The 26,443-nt window shown below is 73.0% G+C and carries 26 protein-coding genes; 3 read left to right on the forward strand and 23 right to left on the reverse strand.

Annotated features, from left to right (window positions below; translation table 11 throughout):
* Positions 1–222: 222 nt before the first annotated feature.
* Positions 223–825 (forward strand): peptidoglycan DD-metalloendopeptidase family protein, encoded by a 603-nt coding sequence (locus ACH499_RS20210; protein ID WP_399017336.1) that lies wholly within the window; start codon positions 223–225, stop codon positions 823–825.
* A 23-nt stretch (positions 826–848) separates the two neighbouring features.
* Here the strand turns inward: ACH499_RS20210 and ACH499_RS20215 are convergent, their stop codons facing one another.
* The 17 genes from ACH499_RS20215 to ACH499_RS20295 all read right to left on the reverse strand — a co-directional run bounded on the left by ACH499_RS20215 (position 849) and on the right by ACH499_RS20295 (position 14,006).
* Positions 849–1,406 (reverse strand): helix-turn-helix domain-containing protein, encoded by a 558-nt coding sequence (locus ACH499_RS20215; protein WP_356200797.1) that lies wholly within the window; start codon positions 1,404–1,406, stop codon positions 849–851.
* A 140-nt stretch (positions 1,407–1,546) separates the two neighbouring features.
* Positions 1,547–2,389, reverse strand: a complete 843-nt coding sequence (whiG, locus tag ACH499_RS20220) for an RNA polymerase sigma factor WhiG (RefSeq protein ID WP_356200795.1) — start codon at positions 2,387–2,389, stop codon at positions 1,547–1,549.
* 283 nt (positions 2,390–2,672) lie between these two features.
* Complete coding sequence (dprA, locus tag ACH499_RS20225; RefSeq protein WP_399017338.1) at positions 2,673–3,830, reverse strand: DNA-processing protein DprA; 1,158 nt, start codon at positions 3,828–3,830, stop codon at positions 2,673–2,675.
* 182 nt (positions 3,831–4,012) lie between these two features.
* On the reverse strand, positions 4,013–5,638 hold the full coding sequence (locus ACH499_RS20230; RefSeq protein WP_399017340.1) for a YifB family Mg chelatase-like AAA ATPase: 1,626 nt from the start codon (positions 5,636–5,638) through the stop codon (positions 4,013–4,015).
* Entirely contained in the window at positions 5,638–6,000 is a 363-nt protein-coding gene (locus ACH499_RS20235) for a YraN family protein (RefSeq protein ID WP_399017342.1), read from the reverse strand. The genes ACH499_RS20230 and ACH499_RS20235 overlap by 1 nt, the downstream gene beginning before the upstream one ends.
* Positions 6,001–6,088: 88 nt before the next feature.
* Positions 6,089–6,397 carry a DUF2469 domain-containing protein gene (locus tag ACH499_RS20240; protein ID WP_003965949.1) on the reverse strand — a complete coding sequence of 103 codons (309 nt, stop codon included), beginning with the start codon at positions 6,395–6,397 and terminating at the stop codon, positions 6,089–6,091.
* A 56-nt stretch (positions 6,398–6,453) separates the two neighbouring features.
* Positions 6,454–6,978 carry an NUDIX hydrolase gene (locus ACH499_RS20245; protein ID WP_356200788.1) on the reverse strand — a complete coding sequence of 175 codons (525 nt, stop codon included), beginning with the start codon at positions 6,976–6,978 and terminating at the stop codon, positions 6,454–6,456.
* Complete coding sequence (gene lepB, locus ACH499_RS20250; RefSeq protein WP_399017344.1) at positions 6,968–7,732, reverse strand: signal peptidase I; 765 nt, start codon at positions 7,730–7,732, stop codon at positions 6,968–6,970. The genes ACH499_RS20245 and lepB (ACH499_RS20250) overlap by 11 nt, the downstream gene beginning before the upstream one ends.
* Positions 7,733–7,821: 89 nt before the next feature.
* Positions 7,822–8,673, reverse strand: a complete 852-nt coding sequence (lepB, locus tag ACH499_RS20255; protein WP_399017346.1) for a signal peptidase I — start codon at positions 8,671–8,673, stop codon at positions 7,822–7,824.
* Positions 8,648–9,784 carry a signal peptidase I gene (lepB, locus tag ACH499_RS20260; RefSeq protein ID WP_399017348.1) on the reverse strand — a complete coding sequence of 379 codons (1,137 nt, stop codon included), beginning with the start codon at positions 9,782–9,784 and terminating at the stop codon, positions 8,648–8,650. Before lepB (ACH499_RS20260) ends, lepB (ACH499_RS20255) begins: the two co-directional genes overlap by 26 nt.
* Positions 9,777–10,499: a signal peptidase I gene (lepB, locus tag ACH499_RS20265; RefSeq protein ID WP_356200781.1), complete on the reverse strand. Its 723-nt coding sequence runs from the start codon at positions 10,497–10,499 to the stop codon at positions 9,777–9,779. Before lepB (ACH499_RS20265) ends, lepB (ACH499_RS20260) begins: the two co-directional genes overlap by 8 nt.
* Before the next feature lie 45 nt (positions 10,500–10,544).
* Positions 10,545–10,895 carry a 50S ribosomal protein L19 gene (rplS, locus tag ACH499_RS20270; protein ID WP_007444857.1) on the reverse strand — a complete coding sequence of 117 codons (351 nt, stop codon included), beginning with the start codon at positions 10,893–10,895 and terminating at the stop codon, positions 10,545–10,547.
* 136 nt (positions 10,896–11,031) lie between these two features.
* Complete coding sequence (trmD, locus tag ACH499_RS20275) at positions 11,032–11,865, reverse strand: tRNA (guanosine(37)-N1)-methyltransferase TrmD (RefSeq protein ID WP_356200779.1); 834 nt, start codon at positions 11,863–11,865, stop codon at positions 11,032–11,034.
* Positions 11,862–12,413, reverse strand: coding sequence for a ribosome maturation factor RimM (gene rimM / locus ACH499_RS20280; RefSeq protein WP_399017351.1), 552 nt, complete (start codon positions 12,411–12,413; stop codon positions 11,862–11,864). Before rimM ends, trmD begins: the two co-directional genes overlap by 4 nt.
* Before the next feature lie 129 nt (positions 12,414–12,542).
* On the reverse strand, positions 12,543–12,782 hold the full coding sequence (locus tag ACH499_RS20285) for an RNA-binding protein (protein ID WP_003973401.1): 240 nt from the start codon (positions 12,780–12,782) through the stop codon (positions 12,543–12,545).
* 2 nt (positions 12,783–12,784) lie between these two features.
* On the reverse strand, positions 12,785–13,204 hold the full coding sequence (gene rpsP, locus ACH499_RS20290; RefSeq protein ID WP_399017353.1) for a 30S ribosomal protein S16: 420 nt from the start codon (positions 13,202–13,204) through the stop codon (positions 12,785–12,787).
* A 205-nt stretch (positions 13,205–13,409) separates the two neighbouring features.
* Entirely contained in the window at positions 13,410–14,006 is a 597-nt protein-coding gene (locus tag ACH499_RS20295; protein WP_356200774.1) for a hypothetical protein, read from the reverse strand.
* A 690-nt stretch (positions 14,007–14,696) separates the two neighbouring features.
* Between ACH499_RS20295 and ACH499_RS20300 the strand changes: the two genes are divergently transcribed.
* Complete coding sequence (locus ACH499_RS20300; protein ID WP_356200773.1) at positions 14,697–15,563, forward strand: SAM-dependent methyltransferase; 867 nt, start codon at positions 14,697–14,699, stop codon at positions 15,561–15,563.
* Between the two features lie 7 nt (positions 15,564–15,570).
* Here the strand turns inward: ACH499_RS20300 and ftsH are convergent, their stop codons facing one another.
* The 6 genes from ftsH to ACH499_RS20330 all read right to left on the reverse strand — a co-directional run bounded on the left by ftsH (position 15,571) and on the right by ACH499_RS20330 (position 25,272).
* Complete coding sequence (gene ftsH, locus ACH499_RS20305) at positions 15,571–17,523, reverse strand: ATP-dependent zinc metalloprotease FtsH (RefSeq protein WP_399017356.1); 1,953 nt, start codon at positions 17,521–17,523, stop codon at positions 15,571–15,573.
* Between the two features lie 108 nt (positions 17,524–17,631).
* Positions 17,632–19,182, reverse strand: coding sequence for a signal recognition particle protein (gene ffh, locus ACH499_RS20310; RefSeq protein WP_356200769.1), 1,551 nt, complete (start codon positions 19,180–19,182; stop codon positions 17,632–17,634).
* 149 nt (positions 19,183–19,331) lie between these two features.
* Entirely contained in the window at positions 19,332–21,764 is a 2,433-nt protein-coding gene (locus ACH499_RS20315) for a [protein-PII] uridylyltransferase (RefSeq protein WP_399017359.1), read from the reverse strand.
* A gap of 25 nt (positions 21,765–21,789) precedes the next feature.
* On the reverse strand, positions 21,790–22,128 hold the full coding sequence (locus ACH499_RS20320) for a P-II family nitrogen regulator (protein WP_356200766.1): 339 nt from the start codon (positions 22,126–22,128) through the stop codon (positions 21,790–21,792).
* Positions 22,125–23,471, reverse strand: coding sequence for an ammonium transporter (locus tag ACH499_RS20325; RefSeq protein ID WP_356200764.1), 1,347 nt, complete (start codon positions 23,469–23,471; stop codon positions 22,125–22,127). Before ACH499_RS20325 ends, ACH499_RS20320 begins: the two co-directional genes overlap by 4 nt.
* A 307-nt stretch (positions 23,472–23,778) precedes the next feature.
* Positions 23,779–25,272, reverse strand: a complete 1,494-nt coding sequence (locus tag ACH499_RS20330; RefSeq protein ID WP_399017362.1) for a hypothetical protein — start codon at positions 25,270–25,272, stop codon at positions 23,779–23,781.
* Positions 25,273–25,717: 445 nt separating this feature from the next.
* Here ACH499_RS20330 and ACH499_RS20335 point away from each other — a divergent pair, with 445 nt between their 5' ends.
* Positions 25,718–26,389, forward strand: a complete 672-nt coding sequence (locus ACH499_RS20335; protein ID WP_399017364.1) for a bifunctional DNA primase/polymerase — start codon at positions 25,718–25,720, stop codon at positions 26,387–26,389.
* Positions 26,390–26,443 lie beyond the last annotated feature (54 nt).

Raw genomic sequence — 26,443 nt, forward strand, 5'->3', positions numbered from 1 at the left:
CCGCGCCTGACGCCCGCGATGCGCCTGCCGCTAGGGACCGAGGGGCGCTGACAAGAGCCCGGTGAGGGCCTCGTGTCGGGGCGTGCGAAGTCGACCCGGTCACCCGGGTCGCCACCAGAAGTGTACGGGACCCACGGGGTGCCGGGTGACGCGGCTGTCCACAACCGGCGGTCGGTCCACAGGCCCGGACGGGGGCAGGGCCGGGTGCGGGACGGTTCCGTCATGCGAGCGACGCGATGTGCGAGTGCGTGTACGTGGGTGGCGGTGCTGCTGGCCGTCCTGGTCCCCGGCCCTTCGCGGCAGGAGCGGACGGCACCGGCGGCGACGGTGGGGACGGCGGACGCCGCTCGGGCGCCGGATCCGGCGGTGCCGGCCGTCGCCCGGTTCTGGCCGGTCGGTTCCGGGCCCGCCGTGCTGCGGGGCTGGGAACCCCCGGCCACCCCCTACGGCCCCGGGCACCGGGGGGTGGACCTCGCCGCCCCGGCCGGGGCCACGGTGCGGGCGGTGGCGGCCGGGCGGGTGGCCTTCGCGGGACGGGTCGCGGGGAGGGGCGTGGTCTCCCTCGAACTGGCGGGGACGGGCGAACCGCCCCTTCGGACGACGTACGAACCGGTGACCGCGGCGGTGGAGAAGGGCGAGGAGGTCGCGGCGGGCCGGGCACTGGGCACGGTCGAACCGGCGGGCTCGCACTGCGCGGGCTGCCTGCACTGGGGTCTGCTGCGCGGCGACGTCTACCTGGACCCGCTCTCCCTGCTCCCCCCGTGGCTGCTGGGTACGGGCCCCTCCAGGCTCCTGCCGGTCCTGGGCGTCCCCCTCCCCGGCTGACCGGGTGGGCCGGGGAGGCGGGATCAGCCCCGTACGCCTCGCAGGACCATGGAGACCGCCGCCCGCGTGACCACGGCCGGCTCCTCCGCGGCCCCGAGCTCGATGCGCCGCACGGCCGCGTCGACGACGCCCTGGAGCAGCATCGCGGCCAGCCGCGGCTCCTCGTGCCCCATCTCGCCGAGTGCCTCGACGATCATCGCCACGAGGCCGCCGTGCGCCGCCCGGATCTTCTCCCGCGCCCCGGCGTCCAGTTCACTCGCGGAGATGGCCACCACGGCCCGGTGCCGCCGGTCGCCGACCAGGTCGAGTTGCGTGCGCACATACGCCTCGACCTTGCCCTCGGGCGTGGTCTCGCGCTCCATCGCCGCCTCGACCTCCGCGGCCCAGACCGGGAAGTCGACGGCGCACAGTTCCTCGACGACCGCGGCGCGCGAGCGGAAGTACTCGTAGACGGAGGAACGGGCGAGGCCCGTCCGCTCGGCGAGGGCGGGGAAGGTCAGCGCCTCCGTCCCGCCGTCGGACAGCAGGGAGCGTGCCGCGTCCAGCAGGGCGGCACGCTGCATCGACCTGTGCTCGGCCACGGAGGCCGCTCGAATCCTTGGCACGGCACCACTTTACGGAGGCATCACCCCGTACGGGAGTCACCCACCCCGACCGGACGGGGGCCCGACCGGGCGCCGGCGCACTCGCCGGGCCGCCGCACGGTCGCCGTCGCCCCAGATCAGCGGCCGAATCCGGCCAGCTTCGCGCGCAGTTGCAGTACGGACTTGGTGTGAATCTGGCTGACCCGGCTCTCGGTCACACCCAGTACGTTGCCGATCTCGGCCAGGGTGAGGCCCTCGTAGTAGTACAGGGTGACGACGGTCTTCTCCCGCTCGGGCAGTGTGTTGATCGCCCGCGCCAGGAAGCGCCGCAGCTCCCGGTCCTCGGCGATCTCGACGGGGTCGTCGGCGGCGGTGTCCTCCAGGGTGTCCATGAGGCTGAGCCGGTCGCCGCCCTCGCCGCCCGCGTGCAGCAGCTCCTCCAGCGCCACCACGTTGGCCAGCGACAGCTGGCTGAAGACCGCGTGGAGGTCCTCCACCGCGATGCCCATCTCGCCGGCCACCTCGCCCTCCGACGGGGTCCGCCGCAGCCGCGCCTCCAGCGTCGCGTAGGCGCGCTCCACGCTGCGCGCCTTCTGCCGCACGGAGCGCGGGATCCAGTCCAGCGCCCGCAACTCGTCGATCATCGCGCCGCGGATCCGGGTGATCGCGTACGTCTCGAACTTGATCTCCCGGTCGACGTCGAACTTCTCGATCGCGTCGATCAGTCCGAACACCCCGGAGGAGACGAAGTCCGCCTGCTCGACGTTGGACGGGAGCCCCACGCTCACCCGGCCCGCCACGTACTTCACCAGGGGCGAGTAGTGCAGGATGAGCTGTTCCCGCAGCCGCTCGTCCCCCGTCGCCTTGTACGACCGCCACAGCTCGTCGAGCGTCGAGGGGGCGGACGGTCGCACGCTGCCACCGTCGCGGGCGGCTGGGGGGAGCGCCGCCCGGTCGGACCCGGAGGTGTGCTGGGGCATTCGTCGCCTTGTGCCGTTCTGCCGTGAAGGGGTGCCGGGGTGAGGCCGCCGGTCTGCTGTCTGGTTGCCGCCTGTCGTCGCCTGTCTGGGTGGGGGTCCTCGTGAGCGTAGCGTGACTGAGCTGTCGCGGTGCGCGAAGAACGGTGCCCGGGCGGTGCGCAGATACGTTCCGCTGAACGCTCAGCAGGGGGGACGATGATCGCGCAGCGTGATCATGGGAATACCCCAACTGCGGTAATTCCCAAGGGCGTCGGGGTTCCCCCGGACGGCCGAACACGCTCGGTCAGCATCCGCTCCGGCCCTGGCGATCCGGGATCACCGGCTGGCGTGTCAACTTCCAGCCGTCGCCGTGTCGTTCGACGTAACCGAGTGCTCGAAGCTCGTACAGTCGCGCGACGGCGTCGTCGGGCGTGGTCTGGGCGCGGCGCGCGACGTCGGCCGCCGACGCGGCACCGCGTGCCGGGAGCCCGGCGAGGACCTGCCGGGCCCGGGGTTCGAGGAGGTCGGTGGGGAGCACGGGACCACGCCGGTCGGGGGCCAGTTCGCCCATGTCGCCGACGAGTTCGACGATCTCCGCGGCGTCGGTGACGAGGACGGCGTCGCCGCGCAGCAGTTCGTGAACTCCCGCGGACAGTCCGCTGGTGGCCGGCCCCGGCACGCCCATGGTGTGCCGGCCCAGGCGCTGGGCGGCCCGTGCCGTGACCAGCGAGCCGCTGCGGAGGGCGGCCTCGACGACCACGGTGCCCCGGGTGAGCGCGGCGATCACCCGGTTGCGCAGGACGAATCTGCTCGGTGTCGGATGGTCCCCCGGCGGCAGCTCCCCGACGACCAGTCCCTGCTCCGCGATCCTGGTGATCAGCCCGGTGTGTCCGGGAGGGTAGGGACGGTCGACACCGCAGGCGAGGACGGCGGCGGTGGCCCCTCCGGCGCCGAGGGCACCCCTGTGGGCCGCGCCGTCGACGCCGTACGCTCCGCCGGACACCACGACCCAGCCGCGTTCGGCGAGGCCGGCGGCGAGGCCGGCCGCCATGTGGGCGCCGTACTCGGTGCAGGCGCGGGCGCCCACGACCGCCACCGACCGCAGCGCCCACATGCGCAGGCTCGGCCGGCCGCGCACCCACAGCCCCAGGGGCCGGGCGTCCCCCAGGTCGTCGAGCTGCCGGGGCCACTCGGTGTCCCCGGGGGCCACGAACCGCACCCCGGCGGCCCGCGCGGCGGCGAGGTCGCGGCCCGGTTGGGCCCGGTCGGCGCGGGCACGGAGCCCGGCCCACCGCTTCCCGCTCACCCCGGGCAGTCCTCGCCCGTCCCGCCGCAGTCGCCGCACCACCTCGCTCACGCCGTACTCCCTCACCCACCGCCCCGCGACCTCGTCACCGGGTTCGACGACCCGCGTGAGAAAGACCCGCCCGAGCAGTTCCGCCTCCGCGGACCCGGGGGCCACCCCGTCCCCGGCAGGGCCTTCGTCACCGGCGCTCCCGTCGGCGCACCCGCCTTCTCCCCGCTCGCCCCCGACCTGCCCGCCGTGTCCGACGACGGGGCCGCCGCCCGCGTCACGCGCCCCCTCGCCCGCCCCGCCTCCCCGGTCACCGCCGCGGCACCCCGGCCTCACCTCGTCCTCCCCGGTCACCTGAGCGCCCCCAGTTCCATCGGCACCCCGCGTGGCACCCCCGTGCGCAGTTGCAGGGCGAGGGCGACGTCCCCGGCGTCGGGGCGGTCGTGGCCGACCAGGTCGGCGACGGTCCAGGCGACGCGCAGGACGCGGTCGAGGCCCCGCGCGGTGAGCACGCCCCGTTCCAGGCTGCGCTCCGCGTCGTCCAGCGCGCCGGGCGCGGCGTGCCAGCGGCTGCGCAGCTCACGTCCGGGCACCTCGCTGTTGCAGCGCCACGGGGTGCCGGCGAGACGGAGCGCGGCCCGTTCGCGCGCCGCCCGCACCCGGTCGGCGACCGTCGCGGTGGAGTCGCCGCGGATGCCGCCGCCCGCCAGCTCCCTGCGGGTCACGCGGTCCACCTCGACGCGCAGGTCGACCCGGTCCAGCAGGGGGCCGGACAGCCTGGCCTGGTAGCGGCGGATCGACGAGGGCGGGCACTCGCACAGGTCCTCCTTCTGCGAGAAGCGCCCGCACGGACAGGGGTTGGCGGCGAGGACCATCAGGAAGCGCGCCGGGAAGCGCACCACGCCCGCGCTGCGCGCGATGACGACGTGCCCCGACTCCAGCGGCTGGCGCAGCGCGTCGAGGGCGTGGCCGCTGAACTCGGGTGTTTCGTCCAGGAACAACACGCCCCGGTGCGCGAGCGAGACGGCGCCGGGCCGCGCGATGCCCGGGCCGCCGCCGACGAGGGCCTGCATCGTCGCGGAGTGGTGCGGAGCGCAGTAGGGGGCCGTGTCGATCAGGGGTTTGCCCGGCGGCAGCAGGCCCGCCACGGAGTGCACCGCGGTGACCTCCAGCGACTCCGCCCGGTCCAGCCGGGGCATCACGGCGGGCAGCCGCTCGGCGAGCATGGTCTTGCCGGCGCCGGGCGGCCCCTCCAGGAACAGGTGGTGCCCGCCGGCCGCGGCGACCTCCACGGCGGTGCGGGCCGAGGTCTGACCGACGACGTCGGCGAGGTCGTGGCCGTGGTCGTAGGGGGCCGCGCCCATGCTGTGCATGCCCGTGGCGGCGCCGGTGCCGGGCAGGCGCAGGCCGGCCAGGAGCGGGTCGGGCCCGTCCGGGCGGTCCTGCTCCTCGTCCGGCACGGGTTCGTCGGCGAGGACGGCGATCAACTGGCGCAGGCTGCGGACCCCGAGCACCGAGACGCCCGGCACCAGGGACGCCTCGGCGGCGGCGCACTCGGGCACGACCACCTGCTCGTACCCCGCCTCGGCCGCGGCGAGCACCGCCGGGAGGATGCCGCGCACCGGGCGCACGCGTCCGTCCAGGCCCAGCTCGCCGATCATCAGGATGCCGGCCAGCACCCGCGGGTCGATCCGCTCGGAGGCGCCGAGCACGGCCGCCGCGACGGCGAGGTCGAACCCGCTGCCGCTCTTGGGCACCGACGCCGGGCTGAGCCCCACCGTCAGCTTCTTCTGCGGCCACTCCGCGCCCGAGTTCACCACCGCGGCCCGGACCCGGTCCCGGCTCTCGGTCAGGCTCTTGTCCGGCAGTCCCACCAGTGTGAACGCCGCGACGCCCGGTTCGAGGTCGGCCTGGACCTCCACGACCACGCCCTCGACGCCGACCAGCGCCACGGAGCAGGTGCGTGCGAACCCCATCACGCCACCCCCCGCGCGTGCTCGACGACGGGTGCGCCGCGCTGCGGCAGGAGCACGCCCACCAGGTCGATGCGGACGCCTCCCGGCGGGGCTCCCCCATGTGTCTGGATCCAGCGTTCGGCCAGACGCCGCAGCCGCTCGGCCTTCTCGGGCGTCACCGCGGCCATCGGGTGCTGGAACGAGCGGCCCCTGCGGGTCTTGACCTCGCAGACGACCAGGACGTCGCCGTCCCGGGCCACGATGTCGATCTCACCGCTCCGGCCGCAGCGCCAGTTGCGCTCCAGGACCGTGAGTCCGGCCTCACCCAGCCGGCGGGCGGCGAGCGTCTCGCCGTACTTGCCCAGTGCTCCTCGTGCGTTCATGTCGGCACCACCTCCGACACCCACGATCACGCAGGATTGGCGATCCCGTCACGCACGGTGAGCTACTCACCGGTTGTGGACAACTCCGTCACCCTCCGGGGAGCTCCAGGTCGCTCTTGTTCAGCTCCTCGATGTTCACGTCCTTGAACGTCAACACGCGCACCTGCTTCACGAACCGCGCCGGCCGGTACATGTCCCACACCCAGGCGTCGGCCATGGATACCTCGAAGAACACCTCGCCCTGGACCGAGTGCACCTGCATCTCGTAGTCGTTGGTGAGATAGAAGCGGCGTTCGGTCTCGATCACGTACTTGAACAGACCGACGACATCGCGGTACTCCCGGTAGAGCTTGAGCTCCATCTCGGTCTCGTACTTCTCGAGGTCCTCGGCGCTCATGGCATGTTCCCCTTCAGCCGTGCGATCCCCCCATTGTGCGCCAGTCCCGCGCGCCCCTAGACGATTTCGGTGTCCAGAGTCACCGGCCCGGCGGGGGGACCTTCGTCGAGCAGCGTGCGCAGCAGCTCGGCGAGTCTGGTCGGATACACCGTCTCACGTGCCCGGCTCAGTTCGGCACACGTCCACCAGCGCGCTCCGACGACGCTGCGCCGTTCCAGCTCGGTGAGGGCCACGGCCCCGGTCGCGGTCTGCGTGGTCCGGGCGAGGAAGTACCACTCGTCCTGGTCCCAGCGGCGTCCGGCGAAGGGGAAGGAGCACCGGCGGCGCCAGAGCACCGGGCCGAGTTCGACGTCGGTGATGCCGGTCTCCTCGGCGAGTTCCCGTCGGGCGGCCTCCTCCCGGGTCTCCTCGCCCTCCACACCGCCGCCGGGGGTGAACCACCAGTCGTCGGCCGGGTCGTCCGGTTCGTGCCCGTGCAGGAGCAGGATGCGGTCCTCGGCGTCGAGCAGGACCACGCGGGCGACCTTGCGCAGTCCGCCCGCGTAGGTGTCCGGTTCCGCCGGCTTCGGCTCAGCGGCCACCGGCGGCCTCCGTCCGGGAGCGGGCGGCACGACCGGCGACGGGCCCGTACGCGGCACCGCCGAGGATGAGCACGGCCCCGGCGATCACCAGGGCGACGACCGCGCGCAGCGGACCCGGGGAGGAGAGGCCGCCCAGCGTCTCGAAGCCGGTCGGCCGCTGGAGCATGCCGTTCATGGGCCAGACCACGGCGTCCACGCGGGCGTCCACGGCACCGCGCGACACGGTGCCGCCGGCCGCGTCGGTGAGGTGGGCGGTGGAGTCGACGGAGTTGTCGCGCTCGTCACCGAGCAGGAACAGGCGCCCCTCGGGGACGGTCACCGTCGGGAAGCCGGTGATCTCGGCAGGCGCGCCGGCGGGCAGGTAGGGCTCTTCGATCGCCTTGCCGTTGACCTTGAGCCCGCCCTCCTGGCAGCAGGCGACGGTGTCCCCGCCGACGGCGACGACGCGCTTGACCATGGGGGCGTTGGCCCAGGTCGCGTCCTTGAAGACGACGACGTCGCCACGGCGGACGTCCGTGCCGTCGATCCGCTGCGCGAGCACCCGGTCACCGGCGCCGATCGTCGGCGCCATGGAACTGGTCGGCACGGTGTACGGCCGGTAGACCACCGCTCCCCAGGCGAACCCGCCGAGGAACAGCACCAGGCCCAGCGCCACGGCGAGGTTGGACAGCCGCTGACCTGTCCTTCTGCCCGCCGGGGTCCTGCTCGCGCCGCCGCCGCGCGGGGCCGTACGTGTCGTGCTCTCGCCACCCATGGATCCGCACCTTACCCGGCAGTACCCGAAGGGGGCAGCCCTCTTCGGAGCCGGGGACCGGCCGCCCCGCCCGTGGGAACCGCGGTGGATCAGCGGGTCTCGACGGGGGCGGTCTTCCCGCGGCGCCACCACACGACCGGCAGGACACCGGCGACGGCGAGGCCCTGCGGCGCGACCGTCAGCGCCGCGGCGCCCGCGGACTGATTCTGCAGACCGTCCTGGTCGAAGGTCTCGGGGACCGGCAGGTTGTCCCAGTGGTTGATCGGCCAGGCGACCACGATGGCGCGGCCGACGACCTCCTTCACCGGCACCATGCCGCCGTGGCGGTCGGACTGGTTGTAGCGGGAGTCGGCCGAGTTCTGCCGGTGGTCTCCCATGACCCAGATCGAGCCCTCGGGGACCTTCACCTTGAACTGGCCGCCCCGGTCGTCGACGCTGCACGGCGTGTTGCCGGGGTAGACGTACGGCTCGTTCAGCGCCTTGCCGTTGACCTTGAGCGGGCCCGTGCCCCGGCACTCGACCGTGTCTCCGCCGACGCCGATGACGCGCTTGATCAGGTCCTTCTCATCCGCCGACGGCATCAGGCCGATCCAGCTCAGCACCGTCTGCACGGCGTTCGGCTCGGGCGTGGGCTCGCCCGCCAGCCACTGGTCGGGGTCGTGGAAGACGACGACCTCGCCGCGCTCGGGCTCGGAGCCGAACCACGGAGTCAGCTTGTCGACCAGGACCCGGTCGCCCTCCGTGAGGGTGTTCTGCATCGATGCGGACGGGATCGAGAACGCCTGCACCAGGAAGGTCTTGATCAGCAGAGCGAGCACCAGCGCGATCCCGATCAGGATCGGCAGTTCCTTCCAGAAGGAGCGCTGCTTCTTGGCCTCGCGCGCAGCCGCGGGCGGAGTGCCGCCCACTCCCTCGTCATCGGTCCCGTTCTGTTCCGTCACCCTGCCGCCCTCGGTCCCGGAGTCGTTCCCGGAGGCCGGGGCGCCGTCCGCGATCCGTCCGGCCCTGTCCACGGGACGTCCCCGGTGTTCCTCGCCGTCGTGACCGGACCGTGCGCCAACCGCCACATCCCCCACGCCAACTCCTTACTCTCTGCCGCCGCCTGCTGCCCCGTACACGGCGCAGGCCCACCACTCCCATAACGAGCGGGAGTTCCGCAGGGATCGGGAGTTGCATCATTGTGTTCGGATCGTAGGGGGCAACCCTATGCGACAGCGCCCCGGTGGCGGCCGACCCGGAGGCCGCGTCGGGCACGGACGCGTACGTTTCCGGCTCGTCCAGGGTGGTCCAGTGACCGAACGGCCAGGCGATCACCATGGCCCGTCCCACCACCTCGTCCTCGGAGACCGTGCCGTGGTCGGTCTCCTGGTGGGCACGGGAGTCGGCGGAGTTGGACCGGTGGTCGCCCATCACCCACAGCCGCCCCTCGGGGACGGTGACGTCGAACGGCGTGGTGGACGGGATGTCGCCGGGGTGGAGGTAGTCCTCGTTCAGGGGGACGCCGTTGACGGTGACCCGTCCCTGGGTGTCGCAGCACTTGACGTGGTCCCCGCCGACCCCGACGACCCGCTTGATGAGGTCCTTCTCGTCGTCGGACGGCAGCAGGCCGATGAAGGCGAGGCCCTCCTTGACCTGCTTGACGACGACGGGGTCGTCCTTCTTGGCGGTCTGCTCGCCCTGGAGCCAGCCGCCCGGGTCGCGGAAGACGACGACGTCCCCGCGCTGCGGCCGGGAGCCGAACCAGGGGGTGAGCTTGTCCACCAGGACGCGGTCGCCGATGCGGATCGTCTGCTCCATGGAGCCCGACGGGATGACGAAGGCCTGGACGAGGAAGGTCTTCAGGACCAGCGCGATGAGGACGGCGACGCCGAGGAGGAGCGGCACCTCCTTGACCGCCGAACGCCTCCGGCGCCGTTTGACCTTGCGCTGGAGCTTGCGCCGCTCGGCCCGGGTCCGGCCGCCGGACGGGGCGCCGGCGCGCCCGGCCCCCGCGGGCGGCAGGTCCTCGCCGGGGCTGCTCGGCGCCCCCCGCGGCTTGCCCCGGCTACCCATCGGCACCCTCGGCCGCGGGGGCCGGCACGCGCGTGTAGGCGTCGGGGCGGTCGAGGTGCGTGGCGTGGCCGAAGGGCCAGACGATCCAGTCGGCGCGGCCGATCACCGCGTCCACCGGGACCATGCCGCCGCCCGGCGAGCCCAGGTGGTCGCGGGAGTCGCTGGAGTCGGCGCGGTGGTCGCCGAGGACGAACAGGCTGCCGTCGGGCACGACGACGTCGAAGGGCACCGTCGACGGGCTGTCGCCGGGGTAGAGGAACGACGACTCGTCCACCGACCGGTCGTTCACCCGGATCCTCCCCTGCGTGTCGCAGCACACCACATGGTCGCCGCCCACACCGACAACGCGTTTGACGTAGTCGCCGTCCCCGAAGAGCTCTGTGCCGTCGAACACGACGACGTCCCCCCGCAGCGGCCGCTCGCCGAAGCTGTAGGCCAGCTTGTTCACGAGGATCCGGTCACCGATCCGCAGTCCCTGCTGCATGGATCCGCTGGGGATCTGGAACGGGCGCAGCACGAAGGTGCTGATCAGCAGGAGGAACAACAGCAGGACGAGCAGGGTGAGGGTGATCCGCCCGCCCGGCACCCAGTCGGCGATCCACGCCGAGAACGCGGAACGCGACCGTTCCTCCGGGCCCTGCGGGTCCGAGCGGTGCTCGGTGCCGGACGGGCGGGAGGAGCGGTCGCGCTCCGTGTGCTGTGCTTCGGTGTCCATCGGAGCCAGATGGTATCCGGCTCCGCCATGGACCTCGGAGTGCGCTCAGCTCTCGCGCTTCTCCTTGATCTTCGCGGCCTTGCCGCGCAGCTCGCGCAGGTAGTACAGCTTGGCGCGGCGGACGTCACCCTTGGTGACGAGCTCGATCTTCTCCACGATCGGGGTGTGCACCGGGAAGGTGCGCTCGACGCCGACGGAGAAGGAGACCTTGCGGACCGTGAAGGTCTCGCGCACGCCGGCACCCTGGCGGCGGATGACTACGCCCTTGAACTGCTGCACACGGGAGCGGTTGCCCTCGATGACGCGGACGTGGACGTTGACGGTGTCGCCGGGGCGGAAGGCCGGGACGTCGCTGCGCAGCGACGCGGCGTCGACGGAGTCGAGCAGGTGAGACATTTCGTCTGCTTTCTTCGCTGATGCCACAGGTCATCAACGGAAACTAGGTTTCTCGGAATCAGGGCCGTGCGGGTCGGGACGGGCGTCGTGTCCCCCTGTGGCAGGGGCGCGCTCCGGACGGACGCACAACAGCGCCCTATTGTTCCACGCCCGGCGTCCTGCGCCAAAATCGGCCGTACGGCTCCCCCTCGGGGTCGGGTTCCCAGCCCAGGATGGAGAGCATCTCGCGGTCCTTCTTGTCGAAGGCGGCGGGCTCGCACCGTTCGATCAGGTCGGGCCGGTTGGCCGTCGTGCGCCGCAGGGCCTCGTCGCGGCGCCAGCGGGCGATCTTCCCGTGGTGGCCGCTGAGGAGGACGTCGGGGATGCCGCGCCCGCGCCACACGGGCGGCTTGGTGTGGACGGGGCCCTCCAGGAGGGCGGCCATGGCGCCGGGGGCGAACGAGTCGTCGCGGTGGGACTCGGCGTTGCCGAGGACGCCCGGCAGCAGCCGTGCGACGGCCTCGGTGATGACGAGGACGGCCGCCTCGCCGCCGGCGAGGACGTAGTCGCCGATGGACACCTCGTAGACGGGCATCCGGGTCGCGTACTCGTCGATCACGCGGCGGTCGATGCCCTCGTAGCGGGCCGGCGTGAAGATCAGCCAGGGCCGCTCGGAGAGGTGGACGGCGAGTTCCTGGGTGAAGGGCCGGCCGCTGGGCGTGGGGACGATGAGGGCGGGCTCCCCGTGGCCCGTCTCGTAGCCGTCGGCCAGCACGGAGTCCAGCGCGTCGCCCCACGGCCCGGTCTTCATCACCATGCCGGGACCGCCGCCGTAGGGGGTGTCGTCGACGGTGTTGTGCCGGTCGTACGTCCAGTCGCGCAGGTCGTGCACCTGGACGTCGAGCTGTCCGCGCGCGCGTGCCTTGCCGACCAGGGAGACGTTCAGCGGGTCCAGGTACTCGGGGAAGATCGTGACGATGTCGAGCCTCATGCGCCGGCGTCCTCGTCGCGGGAGGAGGCGATCTCCGCGCGGTCGTCGATCAGGCCCGGCGGCGGGTCGATGACGGCCCGCTGCTCCTCCAGGTCGATCTCGGTGACGATCTCGGAGACGAACGGCACGTAGACCTCGCTGCCGTCGGGGCGCTCCACGACGAACAGGTCCTGCGTGGGCAGGTGGGAGATCTCGGTGATCCGGCCGACCTCGGTGCCGTCCTCGGTCACCACGTCCAGGTCGATGAGCTGGTGGTCGTAGTACTCGTCCTCGTCCTCCGGCCGCTCGTCGGGGTCGACGTCGGCGATCAGGAGGGTGTTGCGCAGCGCCTCGGCGCCGTTGCGGTCGTGGACGCCCTCGAAGCGCAGCAGGAGGCGCCCGCTGTGCACGCGGCCGGTCTCGATGGTGAGCGGCCCGACGCCGGCGGGGTCGGTGGCCAGGACGGCACCGGGACCCAGCCTGAGCTCCGGTTCGTCGGTGCGGACCTCCACGGTGACCTCGCCCTTGATGCCGTGGGCGCGGCCGATGCGAGCGACTACGAGCTGCACGGTGCTTGGTTCTCCTGTCGGGACTGCGACTCGGACGTACGGCGAGCCGAGGGGGCGGCTCATACGACTGCGGGCCGGGGACGGCCGTGAGGCCCTCCCCGGCCCGAGCCGGTGCTGCGTTGCGAAGCGTCAGCGGACGTGGTCCACGTCGACGAGGTCGACACGGACACCGCGGCCGCCGATGGCGCCCACGACGGTACGCAGAGCGCGCGCGGTGCGGCCGTTGCGGCCGATCACCTTGCCGAGGTCGTCCGGGTGGACCCGGACCTCGAGCACGCGCCCGCGGCGCAGGTTGCGCGAGGCGACCTGCACATCGTCAGGGTTGTCGACGATGCCCTTCACGAGGTGCTCGAGAGCCTCCTCGAGCATGCTCAGGCCTCGGTCGACTCGGACTCGGCGGGGGCCTCGTCCTTCTTCTCGGCCTTCTTCTTCTGGGTGATGGCCTCACCCTTGCCCTCGTCGTCGCCACCGAGCGCCTCGAAGGACGGACGGGCCGACTTCTCGGCCGGCTGCAGCAGCGGCGCCGGGGCGGGCTCGCCCTTGAACTTCTGCCAGTCGCCGGTCTTCTTCAGGATGGCGAGCACGGGCTCGGTCGGCTGGGCGCCGACACCGAGCCAGTACGCCACGCGCTCGGCGTCGACCTCCATCACCGACGGGTTGTACGTCGGGTGGTACTTGCCGATCTCCTCGATGGCCCGGCCGTCACGGCGGGTACGGGAGTCGGCGACGACGATGCGGTAGTGAGGCGAACGGATCTTGCCCAGACGCTTCAGCTTGATCTTGACTGCCACGGGAGTGGATTCTCCTGGATTGACGTGGTTGGGCACGGCGAGGAAGCCGCGTGGGGTTGCGGTACCCGAGTGCCCGATGGACGCGTCAGCCGGAGGAGAGAGGGGTCCTGTGCGGCTGTCGAGTACAGCTGACCATTCTGCCACACGCGGCCGGCCCTCCCGACCGAGGGTTGCGCACGTCCGGCTGCCACGAGCAGCCGGAACGTCATCTCGCTCCGGCGCCGACCACCTCCGGGATGCGGAACGGCTTCCCGCAGCCGCCGCACATGATCGGCGCCTGGGCCAGCACCGACGGGACGACGCGCACGTTGCGGCCGCAGTCGCAGACCGCCTTCACGCGCACTCCGCCGCCGGAGGAGCCGTGGCGGGCGGCCGGACCGCGGAAGCTGCGGGCCGAGTCGGTCGCGGTCGCGGCGGTGTGGGCCTTCAGCGCGCGCTGGAGTCGCTCGATCGTCGGGCGGTAGCGCCGCTTCGCCTCGGGGGTGAGCGTGACCAGCGAGAAGCCGCTGCTGGGATGCGGCTCCTCGGGGTGGTCCAGGCCCAGCTCCTCGGCGATCGCGAGGAATCGTCGGTTGTGGTAGCGGCCGGCGCGGGAGGTGTCACGCACTCCGCGCGCGGCGGCGATGCCGTGGACTGCCTCGTGAAGCAGTCGTTCGAAGGAGAGTTCGTGACCGCACGCGGACGACGACTCTCCGATCAGGGATTCGGGCGCGGCAAGATCCGGCAGCTCGGGGTGGTGCCGCTGAATGTCGGCCCACGCCTGCGCCAGCTCTGCGGCGAGAACAGGTGGTGTCGTGCTCACGTAATGACAACGAGCCGGGGTGCCGCTGTGTTCCTATTCCGGGGCATCCCAAATAATTTGCACGTACCCGTCAGTTGCCGCTGATGCGTCCCGACGAGGGCGGGTGCGCTGATCTGCGGAGAAGCCTCACAGCTCGTACCAAGCTGGTGCGTAGTCCGACGTACGCGCCGGCGCGTACGCCCTGTCCGCGCGCCGGGGCGCGGGAGGCTCGCGGGTACGCAAGAAGCGTTTCGGCCGTGTCGGGGCGGGAGGACGTCACCCGGTCGGGCGCATCGCCGGACACTCGACGCGTGTGACGTTACCGGGTCCGCCCCGGACGCCCCGCACCGCCCCGCCCCTGCCCGCTTCCGGGCGTCGCCGGGCCCGCGCGCGGCGTACCGGACCTGGCCGGAACCGCCCGCCGGGCACGCGCCGGCGCGGCCGCCACCCTGGGTCATCGCCGGCCGTCACGATCAGGCCAACCGCGGAACGGGCCGCTGTGGGGCCTCGGGGCGCACCACGGGGCGGGCGCACATTGCCGGGAAGTGAAATCTCGCCACTCGGGCGGGCACCGGGCAACCGGCTCCCCGCTACCACTGGACGCCGCGGCGAGCCCGGAGTTACCTGGCATACGGGGGGAGTGCGAGCGCACTGCACGGGGGCCACGGAATCGGGCAGATCCGCAACAGTCGGCGATTGGGGCGCTTTCCTATGACACCTACGCTCGTGCGGCAGCACTCACCCCACGCGAGCGCGACGCCCGGCGTGGACCCGGACGCACGCGCGCGTGACTGGTCCGAGATACAGGAGCGCATGCTCGTACCGCTCTACGAGGCCGTGTACGAGCGACTGGACGTGGACGGCGGCACACGGCTGCTGGGTCTGGACTGCGGTTCCGGGCTGGCCCTGCTGATGGCCGCCTCGCGGGGTGCCGCGGTGACCGGCGTCGACTCCGCGTACCCGGAGCGGGTGGCCCTCGCGCGCCGCCGGCTGCTGCCCGAGGCGCCCGGCGGGCCGGACGGGCACGCGCCCGCCGGTGCCCGGATCGTCGAGGGCGGCCCGGAGGAGGCCCGCGACCCGTCGGCGCCCGCGTTCACCCTGGTGACCGCCTTCGAGCCCATCGGGTGCCTCGCGGGCGACTCGGAGGGCCTCGGCGAGCTGCTGGCGCGGGCGACGCCGCTGGCCGTGCGGGGAGCGGCCGTGGTGCTGGCCGGCTGGGGCCCGCCGGAGCGCTGCGCCACGACGTCCGTGCTGCGGGTGGCCACCAAGCTCGCGGATCCGATGCGCAGCGCCGGCAGTTGGCGCCCGGCCGCGCGGGACGACCTGGAGGAGGTCGCCCACCGGGCCGGGCTCGCTCCGGACGGCTCGGGGCGCGTGGCGTGCCCGTTCGGGTACGCGGACGCCGACAGCGCGCGGCGGGGACTGCTGTCGACCGGTCTGTTCGACGCGGCGATCGGCGCCGCCGGCCAGGAGCAGGTGGACAAGGAACTCACCGAGGCCCTGCATCCGCACCGGCGCGCGGACGGCACGGTGTGGATGCCGAACGTGTTCCGCTACCTCGTCGCCCGCACCCGCTGACGGCGGCTCACTCCCCGGATTCCTCGGAGAGGTCCTTGGTGAGCCGGGTGACCCCGGCGATGCGGTAGGCGTCGGCCTCGTCCAGCGTCTCGTTGGCGAGCAGCGCCTCGGCCAGGGCGTCGAGCTGTGCGCGGTGGTCGCGCAGTTTGCGGACGGCCTCGTCGTAGCACTCGTCGACGACCCGGCGCATCTCGTCGTCGATGGCGTCGAGAGTGCCGGGCGCGGCGGCCAGTCCGTAGGCCTGCTGGGCGTCGCCGGGCAGGGCGGAGAGCCTGCCGACCTGCTCGCTCATGCCCCAGCGGCCGACCATGCCGCGCGCGATCCGGGTGACCTGTTCGAGGTCGCTCTCCGAGCCGGTGGTGATCACGTCGTAGACGACGTGCTCGGCCGCCATGCCGCCGAGCGCGCCGATGATGCGGCCGCGCAGGTACTCCTCCGTGTACGCGTACTTGTCCGCGTCCGGCGTCGACAGCGTCACGCCCAGTGCCCGGCCGCGCGGCACGATGGTGATCTTGCGGACGGGGTCGGCGCCCGGCTGGAGCATGCCGAGCAGGGCGTGGCCGCTCTCGTGGTAGGCGGTGCGCCGGCGCTCCTCCTCGGGCATCACCAGCGCGCGTTCGGCCCCGAGCTGGACCTTCTCCAGCGCCTCGGACAGGTTGGTCTGTGTCACCCGGTCCTGCCCCCGTTTGACGGCGATGAGGGCGGCCTCGTTGGCGAGGTTGGCCAGTTCGGCGCCGGTCATCCCCGGGGTGGTGCGGGCGACCTGGGCGAGGTCGACGTCCGGGGCGAGCGGGATGTCGCGGGTGTGGATCTCCAGGATGGCCTTCCGGCCGCCACGGTCGGGGGGCGAGACGCTGACCACCCGGTCGAAACGGCCGGGGCGGGTCAGGGCCGGGTCGAGGATGTCGGCGCGGTTGGTCGCGGCGATGACGACGACGCCCTCGGAGCCGGAGAAGCCGTCCATCTCCGTGAGGATCTGGTTCAGGGTCTGCTCGCGCTCGTCGTGGCCGCCCATCGCGGCGCCGCCGCCGCGGGCCCGGCCGATGGTGTCGATCTCGTCGATGAAGATGATCGACGGGGCGACCTTGCGCGCCTCGGCGAACAGCTCCCGCACGCGGGAGGCGCCCACTCCCACGATCATCTCGATGAACTCGGAGGCGGACGCCGAGAAGAACGGCACCCCCGCCTCCCCGGCCACCGCGCGGGCCAGCAGGGTCTTTCCGGTGCCGGGCGGGCCGGTCAGCAGGACACCGCGGGGCATCTTGGCCCCCATCCGGCGGTAGGCGTCGGGGTTCCTCAGGAAGTCGACGACGTCGCTGAGCTCGCCCGCCACCTCGTCGATGCCCGCCACGTCCGCGAACGTGGTGCGCGGCTCGCCCGCCTCCAGCTCGACGGGCCTGGGCGGCGCCTTGCGGCCGAGGATGCCGCCCGGGCCGCCCATCGCCCCGCGCATCCGCCGCGCGATGAGGACCCACAGGACCACCAGGAGCAGCATCGGCGCCAGCGCGATCAGCAGGTTGGCGAGGAAACTGCGGTGCTGGACGACCGGTTCGGCCGTGACGGTGACGTGGTGCTCGGTCAGGGCTGCCCAGAGCCGGTCGTCCGCGAAGGTCGGCCGCTCGGTCGTGAACTTGGTGTACGTCCCGCCGCCGTCGGGGTTGTCCCGGGCCTTCTTGAGCTGGCCCTGGATGGCGTCGCCCTTGGCGTAGATCTTGCTGACGTTGCCCTCGTCGACCTGCTTGCTGAACTCGGTGTACGAGATGGTCGGCCCGTCGCCCTCGTTGAAGAACGACAGCACGAGGTTGGCGATCAGATAGACGACGAGCGCGGCGAGGACCAGGCCCCACCAGCCGCCGCGCATCCTCCTGCCACCCGACGGCGGCTTGCGGGGCCCCTCGGGCGTGCCCTCGGTGCGCCAGGGCGGCTCGGGGGCCTTGCGCGGCGGGGAGGGGTTGGTCATATCCGGACATTACGACAGGAAAGCCGCGCGGGCATGTGGGTGTACGGCGCCGGGGGCGCCCCCTCCGGCAAGAGGGGGCGCCCCCGGTGACGTACGGCTCGGCGGGCGTCAGCCCATGAACTTCTTGAACTCCTCGGGCAGCTCGAAGTCCTGCCCGCCCTGCTGCGGCAGCCCCAGGGCGTTGCCGCCCTGAGCGGCGGCGGCGCGCCGGGCGGCCTCCTCCTGCTCCTGCTGCTTGCGCTTCATCGGGTTCCCGGAGCGCTGCTTGCCCTTGGCCTTCTTCTGCTGCTTCTTCTGCCGGCCGGGTCCGCCACCCATGCCGGGCATCCCCGGCATACCGGGCATCCCGCCGCCCTGGGCCATGCGGGACATCATCTTGCGAGCCTCGAAGAACCGCTCGACCAGGCCCTTCACCGCGCTGACGTCGACGCCGGAACCCTTGGCGATACGGGCGCGGCGCGAGCCGTTGATGATCGTCGGGTCCTGGCGCTCGCCCGGGGTCATCGACTTGATGATGGCGGCCGTGCGGTCGACGTCCCGCTCGTCGAGGTTGTTGATCTGGTCCTTGATCTGGCCCATGCCGGGCAGCATGCCGAGCAGCTTGGAGATGCTGCCCATCTTCCTGACCTGCTCCATCTGGGCCAGGAAGTCGTCCAGGGTGAAGTCCTGGCCCTTCTTGGACGCCAGCTTGGAGGCCATCTTCTCGGCCTCTTCCTGGCTGAACGTCTTCTCCGCCTGCTCGATCAGGGTGAGCAGGTCACCCATGTCGAGGATGCGGGAGGCCATCCGGTCCGGGTGGAAGGCGTCGAAGTCCTCGAGCTTCTCGCCGTTGGAGGCGAACATGATCGGCTTGCCGGTCACCGAGGCGATCGACAGGGCCGCACCACCGCGGGCGTCGCCGTCGAGCTTGGAGAGCACCACGCCGTCGAAGCCGACACCGTCGCGGAAGGCCTCGGCGGTGTTGACGGCGTCCTGGCCGATCATGGCGTCGACGACGAACAGGATCTCGTCGGGCGAGACGGCGTCGCGGATGTCCGCGGCCTGCTGCATCAGCTCCTGGTCGATGCCGAGGCGGCCGGCGGTGTCGACGATGACCAGGTCGTGGACCTTGGCCTTGGCGAACTCGATGGAGTCCTTGGCGACCTTGACCGGGTCGCCGACGCCGTTGCCCGGCTCGGGCGCGTAGACCGCGACGCCCGCGCGCTCGGCGACGACGCCGAGCTGGTTGACGGCGTTGGGGCGCTGGAGGTCGGCGGCGACCAGGAGGGGCGAGTGGCCCTGCTCCTTGAGCCACTTGCCGAGCTTGCCGGCGAGGGTGGTCTTACCGGCACCCTGCAGACCCGCGAGCATGATCACGGTCGGCGGCTGCTTGGCGAACCGCAGCCGGCGGGTCTCGCCGCCCAGGATCGTGACCAGCTCTTCGTTGACGATCTTGAGGACCTGCTGGGCGGGGTTCAGCGCCTTGGAGACCTCGGCGCCGAGCGAGCGCTCCTTGACGCGCTTGATGAACGCGCGCACCACGGGCAGGGCCACGTCGGCCTCGAGGAGCGCGATGCGGATCTCGCGTGCCGTGGCGTCGATGTCCGCCTCGCTCAAGCGCCCCTTGCCGCGCAGGTTCTTGAAGGTCGCTGAGAGGCGATCGGAGAGAGTGTCGAACACGGCGGCGTCGGTCCTCGGAGTCGGGGGCGGTCTGAGCGTCTTCCAGGGTATCCGGCCGCGCAAGGCATTCGTCCCCGCCCGACGCATTCGGCGCGCGGGAAGGGCGGGCGCGGCGTGCGGGAAGGGTGCGCCGGGGACCTGTGACCGCGTCACCCCCGCAGCGCGTCCTCCAGCACCCGTACCACCTCGCCCGCCTCCTCCCCGGGCAGCCGCGCCCCCTCCGCGCCGGTGACGTAGAACGCGTCGACGGCGTTCGCCCCCAGGGTCGACACATGGGCGCTGCGCACCCGTACGCCCGCGCCCTCCAGTGCCCGTCCGATGCGGTACAGCAGGCCGGGCGCGTCCTGGGCGCGGACCTCGATCACCGTGGCGTGACGGGACGCGGCCGGTTCGACGCTCACCCGGGGCGGGGGCGGCGGCACGCCGCGGCGGCGCGGGCAGGCGGCGTCCCGCTCGGCGAGGCGGCCCGCGACGTCCAGGGTGCCGTCGAGGGCACGGACCAGGTCGGAGCGCAGACGGGCGGCCTGGGGCAGGGACCCGTACTCGGCGGCGACCCGCCAGGCCAGCAGCAGGACGGAGCCCTCGACGCCGTCCGGCAGCGGAAGGGAGCGCAGCTCGGCCGTGCGGACGGTCAGGCGGTGCAGGGCCAGCACGCCGGCGACGGCGGGGAGCACGCCCGGCCGGTCGGGCACGGCGATGAGCAGCTCCACCCCGAGGGGCTCCCGCTCCGCGGCCGGCGACTCGGCCCGCGCCCGCAGGGACAGCACCGGCCCGCCCGTGCGGAACGCCTCCAGGGCGAGCCGTTCCTGCTGGGCGGTGGGCGCGGGGGCCTCGGGTTCCGCCGGCGGGTCCCCGGCGAGGACCGCCGAGACGCGTTCGACGAGGTCGGCGACGAGCGAGGCGCGCCAGGCCGACCAGGCGGCCGGGCCGGTGGCCAGCGCGTCCGCCTCGGTCAGGGCGTGCAGCAGCTCCAGGACGCCCTGGCTGCCGACCGCCTCGGCGACCGCGCGGACGGTGGCCGGGTCGTCCAGGTCACGCCGGGTGGCCGTCTCGACGAGCAGCAGGTGGTGGCGTACGAGGGTGGCGAGGACGGCGGTGTCCACGCGGTCGAAGCCGACGCGTTCGGCCACGTCCCGGGCGATGGTCTCGCCGGCCGTCGAGTGGTCGCCGGGCCAGCCCTTGCCGATGTCGTGCAGCAGCGCGGCGACCAGCAGCAGGTCGGGGCGGTGCACGCGGCGGGTGAACGCGGAGGCGCGGACGACGGTCTCGACGAGGTGCCGGTCGACGGTCCACAGGTGCACGGCGTTGCGCTGAGGGCGGCAGCGGACCCGCTCCCAGTCGGGCAGCAGCCGGGTGACCATGCCTTCGGCCTCCAGCGCCTCCCAGACCTCCACGGTGGGCCGGCCCGAGCCGAGCAGGGTCACGAGCTGTTCGCGCGCCTCGGCGGGCCAGGGCGCGGGCAGGGGGGGCGCGGTGGCCGCCAGGCGCCGTACGGCGTGCGGGGAGAGCGGGAGTCCGGCCTGTGCGGCGGCGGCCGCGGCGCGCAGCGGGAGCACGGGGTCGCGTTCGGGGCGTGCGGTGCGGGCCAGCACCACCTCGCCGTCCTGCTCGACGACGCCCTCGGCGAGCGGGGAGCGCTCGGCGACCTTCTTGGCGCCGCCCAGCATCGCGCGCAGCCTCGGCCGCACGGCGCGCGACCGCAGCACGCGCCCCACCTCGCGCCAGGTCACGTCCCCGGCGTACGCGACGACGCGTGCCGCCTCGTACACCCGCCGCAGCAGCGCGTCGGCGTCCAGGAGGCCCAGCTCGGCCGCGACCTGGTCCTGTTCCTGGAGGGCCAGGCGGTCGGTCGCCCGGCCCGTCGTCAGGTGGAGCGCGTCGCGTACGTCGAGCAGCCGGCGCCGGGCCTCGGCGAGCCCCTCGCGCGGGGCGTCGGCCAGCCAGGAGGCGGCGACGGCGCGCAGGGCGGTGGCGTCGCGCAGGCCGCCGCGGGCCTCCTTGAGGTCGGGTTCGAGCAGGTACTGCAGCTCACCCCGGCGTTCGGCGCGCTCGGCGCACAGTTCCCGGAGTTCGGGCAGGCGCCCGGGGGCCTGGTCGCGCCAGTCGGCGAGGACGGCGGTGCGAAGGGAGGCGGTCAGTCCCGGGTCGCCCGCGAGATGGCGGGCGTCCAGCAGGCCCAGGTGGACCTTCAGGTCCTCGCCGGCCGTCTTCCGCGCCTGTTGGGGCGTGCGCACGGAGTGGTCGAGGGCCAGGCCCAGGTCCCACACGGGGTACCAGAGGCGGTCGGCGAGGGCGGCGACCGCCTTGTCGTCTCCGCCGTCGTGCAGCAGGAGCAGGTCGAGGTCGCTGCGCGGGGACAGCTCGCCGCGTCCGTAGCCGCCGACGGCGACCAGCGACACTCCCCCGTGCACCTCGGTGCCGGCGCCGAACAGGCCCGCCAGCCAGTCGTCGGTCAGCCGGGCGAGGGCGGCACGGCGCGGCGGCCCGGACCGCGCCCCCTCGGTGAGGAGGCGCAGCCGGGCCGCCGCGTAGCCGCCGGGTCCCGAGTCCTCCGCTTCGTGCGTCACGTCCGTACTCGTCACGGCGGCTCCTGTTCCGTTTCCCGGCTCAGAGGGCGTCGGGGCCGCGCTCGCCGGTGCGGACGCGTACGGCCGTGTCGACGGGGACCGACCAGACCTTGCCGTCGCCGATCTTGCCGGTGCGGGCGGCCTTGACCAGGACCTCGATCAGGTCCTCGGCGTCGTCGTCCTCGGCCAGCACCTCGATGCGGATCTTGGGCACCAGGTCGACGGTGTACTCGGCACCGCGGTAGACCTCGGTGTGTCCGCGCTGGCGGCCGTAGCCGCTGGCCTCGGTGACGGTCAGGCCGTGGACCCCGAAGGCCTGCAGGGCCTCCTTGATCTCGTCGAGCCGGTGCGGCTTGACCACGGCGGTGATGAGCTTCATGCGTCCACCTTCTTGCTCGGGGCCTGCGTGGCCGCGGGGGCGGCCGGTGCGGCGGTCGTCCGGACGGCACCGCCGCCGGCGCCGCTGAAGTCGTACGCGGTCTCGGCGTGCTGGGCCTGGTCGATGCCGGCCACCTCCTCGTCCTCGGACACCCGCATGCCGATCGTCCTGTCGAGCAGGAGGGCGAGGACCGCGGAGGCGACCAGGGAGTAGGCGAGGACGCCGAAGACGCCGGCGCACTGCTTCCAGAGCTGGTCGAGGCCGCCGCCGTAGAAGAGACCGGCGACGTCGGACTGGCCCTTGCCGGTGGCGAAGAAGCCGATGAGCAGGGAGCCGAGAATGCCGCCGACCATGTGGACGCCGACGACGTCGAGGGAGTCGTCGTAGCCGAACCGGTACTTCAGGCCGATGGCCATGGCGCACAGCACGCCCGCCGTGAGACCTATGGCGATGGCGCCGAGCGGGGAGACCGCGCCGCCGGCGGGGGTGATGGCGACCAGGCCGGAGACGGCGCCGGAGGCCGCGCCCAGCGTGGTGAAGGCGCCGTGCCGGATCTTCTCGTAGGCGAGCCAGCCGAGGACGGCCGCGCCGGTGGCGACCTGGGTGTTGACGAACATCAGCGCGCCGACCCCGTCGTCGTTGCCGAGCCACGAGCCCGCGTTGAAGCCGAACCAGCCGAACCACAGCAGCCCCGCGCCGAGCATGACCAGCGGCAGGCTGTGCGGGCGCATCGGGTCCTTGCGGAAGCCGACCCGCTTGCCGGTCACGAGGATCACGCCCAGGGCGGCGGCACCGGCGTTGATGTGCACGGCCGTGCCGCCGGCGAAGTCGATCACCCCGAGTTCGAAGGCCCAGCCGCCGGCGCCCCAGACCCAGTGGGCGACCGGGAAGTAGACGACCGTGGCCCACAGGGCGATGAACAGCGCCCACGCCGTGAACTTCACGCGGTCCGCGAGGGCGCCGCTGATCAGGGCGGGGGTGAGGACGGCGAACATGAGCTGGAAGACCAGGAAGACGAAGACGGGGATGGTGTAGCCGTCCCACAGTTCGGTCAGGCCGATGTGGCTCAGGCCGAGCCAGTCGGAGTTCCAGCCGATGAGGCCGCCGGTGTCCGTGCCGAAGGCCATGGAGAAGCCGTACAGCACCCACAGGACGGTGACGATGCCGAGGCTGATGAAGCTCATCATCAGCATGTTCAGGGTGCTTTTGACCCGGACCATGCCTCCGTAGAAGAAGGCCAGGCCCGGGGTCATGAGCATCACCAGGGCGGAGCAGATGAGCATGAAGCCCGTGTTGGCGGCGGAGAGCTGTGTCTCCGCGGCGAGCGTGATGGCTGGAGCCATCGGCGTCTCCTCGTCGTTGTACGGCCCCGTGCGGGCGAAGCCTGGGCGGCCAGTGAGGGGTGTGGGCCGGTCGTGCGCCTCGAGACTCGCGCGGTGCCGTTTCGCCGGGGGCCCCTCGCTGTTTCGCCGCGGTGACGAAGGAGCGGTGCGTGTTACGCGTGGATGAACTGCCGGACACGGGCCGGGGAGGCGTTCCTCACGGCACGCGGACACGGGCCGGCCGCGGCGGCCTTCCGAGTGACCTGGCATGGGGGAGCCGAGTCGGGCAGTTCGGGAGGGCCGGCCGCGGCCGGGGTATGGGGGCGGGTCAGACCGCTTCGGCGGTCTCGGGCAGCTCGGCGGCGAGCCGTGCGGTGAGGTCGGTGACCTCGGCCAGGTCGCCGAAGTCGCGTACGGCGGTGTCGACGGTCTTGCGGATGCGGGTGTTGACGCGTTCGGAGCGGACCTTCTTCGCTATCCGCATGGCCTGGGTGGCGAGGACGCTGCCCTGTTCGGGTTCGCGGCGCAGCAGGTGCACGGTGGCCATGCCGATGAGGTTCAGCGCGTAGGAGCGCTGGTGCTCCTCGTCCCGGGCGAACAGTTCGACGGCCCGCTGCATCAGCGGCTCGGCCAGGGAGGCGTAGGCGGGGCTGCGGCCGGCGACGTAGGCGAGGTCGCGGAAGGAGTGGCTGTTCTCGCCGTACAGCTCCGCCTCGGAGAAGAAGCGGATCCAGTCGGGGTCCGGCTCGTCCCAGTCGTCGACCTCGGCGAAGGTGTCCTCGGCCATGCGCACGGCACGCTTGCAGCGGCCGGGCTGGCCCATGTTGGCGTAGGCGCGGGCCTCCATCGCGTACAGCATGGACTGGGTGCGCGGGCTCGCGCAGTCGCGGCTGCCGTACTGCGCGAGGTGGATGAGTTCCAGGGCGTCCTCGGGGCGGCCGAGGTGGATCATCTGGCGGCTCATGCTGGAGAGGATGTAGGAGCCGAGCGGCCGGTCGCCGGCCTCCTTGGCGGCGTGCAGGGCGAGGACGAAGTACTTCTGCGCGGTGGGCTGGAGCCCGACGTCGTACGACATCCAGCCGGCCAGTTCGGCGAGTTCGGCGGCGACCTTGAAGAGCTTGGCGCGGGTGGCCTCCGGCTGGGGTTCCTGGAGGAGGTCGGTCACCTCGTGGAGCTGGCCGACGACCGCCTTGCGGCGCAGGCCGCCGCCGCACTGGGCGTCCCAGCGGCGGAACATCACGGCGGTGGACTCCAGCAGGTCCAGCTCCGGCTTGGACAGACGGCCGCGGGCGCGCGAGGCGGGGACCGGCTGCTGCTCGGCCGGGGAGGGCGAGGGCGAGGGGACGAGCCAGCGCTGCATGGGCTCGATGAGGGACGGGCCCGCGGAGAGGGCCAGCGAGCTCCCGAGGAAGCCGCGCCGCGCCAGCATCAGGTCGCTGCGCGAGAACTCGCTGAGCAGGGCCACGGTCTGCGGGCCCGTCCAGGGCAGGTCGACGCCGGTGGCGGAGGGCGACGGGCGGGTGCTGCGCAGGCCGAGGTCCTCGACGGAGACGACGACGCCGAAGCGTTCGGAGAACAGCTCGGACAGGATCCTCGGGATCGGCTCGCGCGGGTTCTCGCCGTCGAGCCAGCGGCGGACGCGCGAGGTGTCCGTGGAGATGTGGTTGGCGCCGAGCCGGCGGGCCCTGCGGTTGACCTGCCGGGCCAGCTCGCCCTTGGACCAGCCGCTGCGCGCGAACCACGAGGTGAGCAGGTCGTTGGGGCGTTTCTCAGCGGGGGCCGCGCTTCCCGCGCCCGTACCGCTTCCGCCGTTGCCGCTCACTGGAACGCCCCCATCCCTGAGACCACCTGTCGCCGAGTGCGCCAAGCCTTATCAGAATGCCGCCACCCCCTGCCCTCCGTCCGGCCCACACCACCCTGCGAACGGAAAGCCGGGTTGCCTCCGGCATACCCACAAGTGCATGTGCCCCAAGGCTCCATGCACACAACGTAATCCTACGATCACGCGCCCAGCCATGGCGATTGAGGAATCGCCACCATTCGCCACCCCTTCGAATGAACTCCCACTGGTCTGCACACGATTCACTTGACACAGGCCAACCCGGCATCGGCGCAGCGATGCGCACCGGGGCGTGCACCGCCGGACACACCACCCCGCGCGCTTCCGGACGCTGTCTGAACCGCGCGGAACCGGGGAGTTGGAAACAGAGAGTCACGCGATACGTTCGCTGCGTAACCGCCGCTGCGTCGGACCCGTTGGAGGGGGCATGGGCTTCACGATCGGCATCGGCACCAGTCGGGGTACGCGCGACGTCCGGTCCGGCACGCGCCGCCGCGGCCGCGCCCCGGAGGCCACCGCGGTGGCGGAGTTCACGGGACTGTGGGGCTGGGACGTGGTGCCGGGGGCGCGGGCCACGGCGGGTGGCTGCTCCTGCGGCCGGCGCGGCTGCCCGGCACCGGGCGCACATCCCCTGGACTTCACCACCGAGCTGCCGGCCGGCTCGACGCTGGACGAGGCGAGCGCGGCGTGGGCCGAGTTCCCGGGCGCCCCGGTGCTGCTGCCGGTGGGCCGAAGGTTCGACGTGATCGAGGTGGCCGAGGCCGCCGGGCGCCGGGCGCTGGCGCGGCTGGAGCGCATGGGGCTGCCCCTCGGCCCGGTGACGGCGACGCCCGAGGGCCGCGCACACTTCTTCGTCGCCCCCGGGGCCGCCGCCGAGCTGCCCCGGCTGCTGTACCGCATGGGCTGGGACGACCCGTCCGCCCTCGATCTGCGCGGCCTGGGCTCCGGTGCGTACATCACGGCGCCCCCCTCGGACCAGGGCGGCCTCGGCCCGGTGCGCTGGCTGCGTCCGCCGGCCCTGGACTCGGCGACGCGGCCCCCGGCGGCGCGCCTGCTGCTGGGAACCCTGGCCTTCGTGGCCCACCGGTCCCGGGCGTAGGCCCGCCGGTCACCGACCGGCACCCCGCCCGGCACGGCGAAGCGCCCGTCCCCC

The sequence above is a fragment of the Streptomyces sp. NPDC018947 genome, from assembly GCF_044390505.1.
GTDB lineage: Bacteria > Actinomycetota > Actinomycetes > Streptomycetales > Streptomycetaceae > Streptomyces.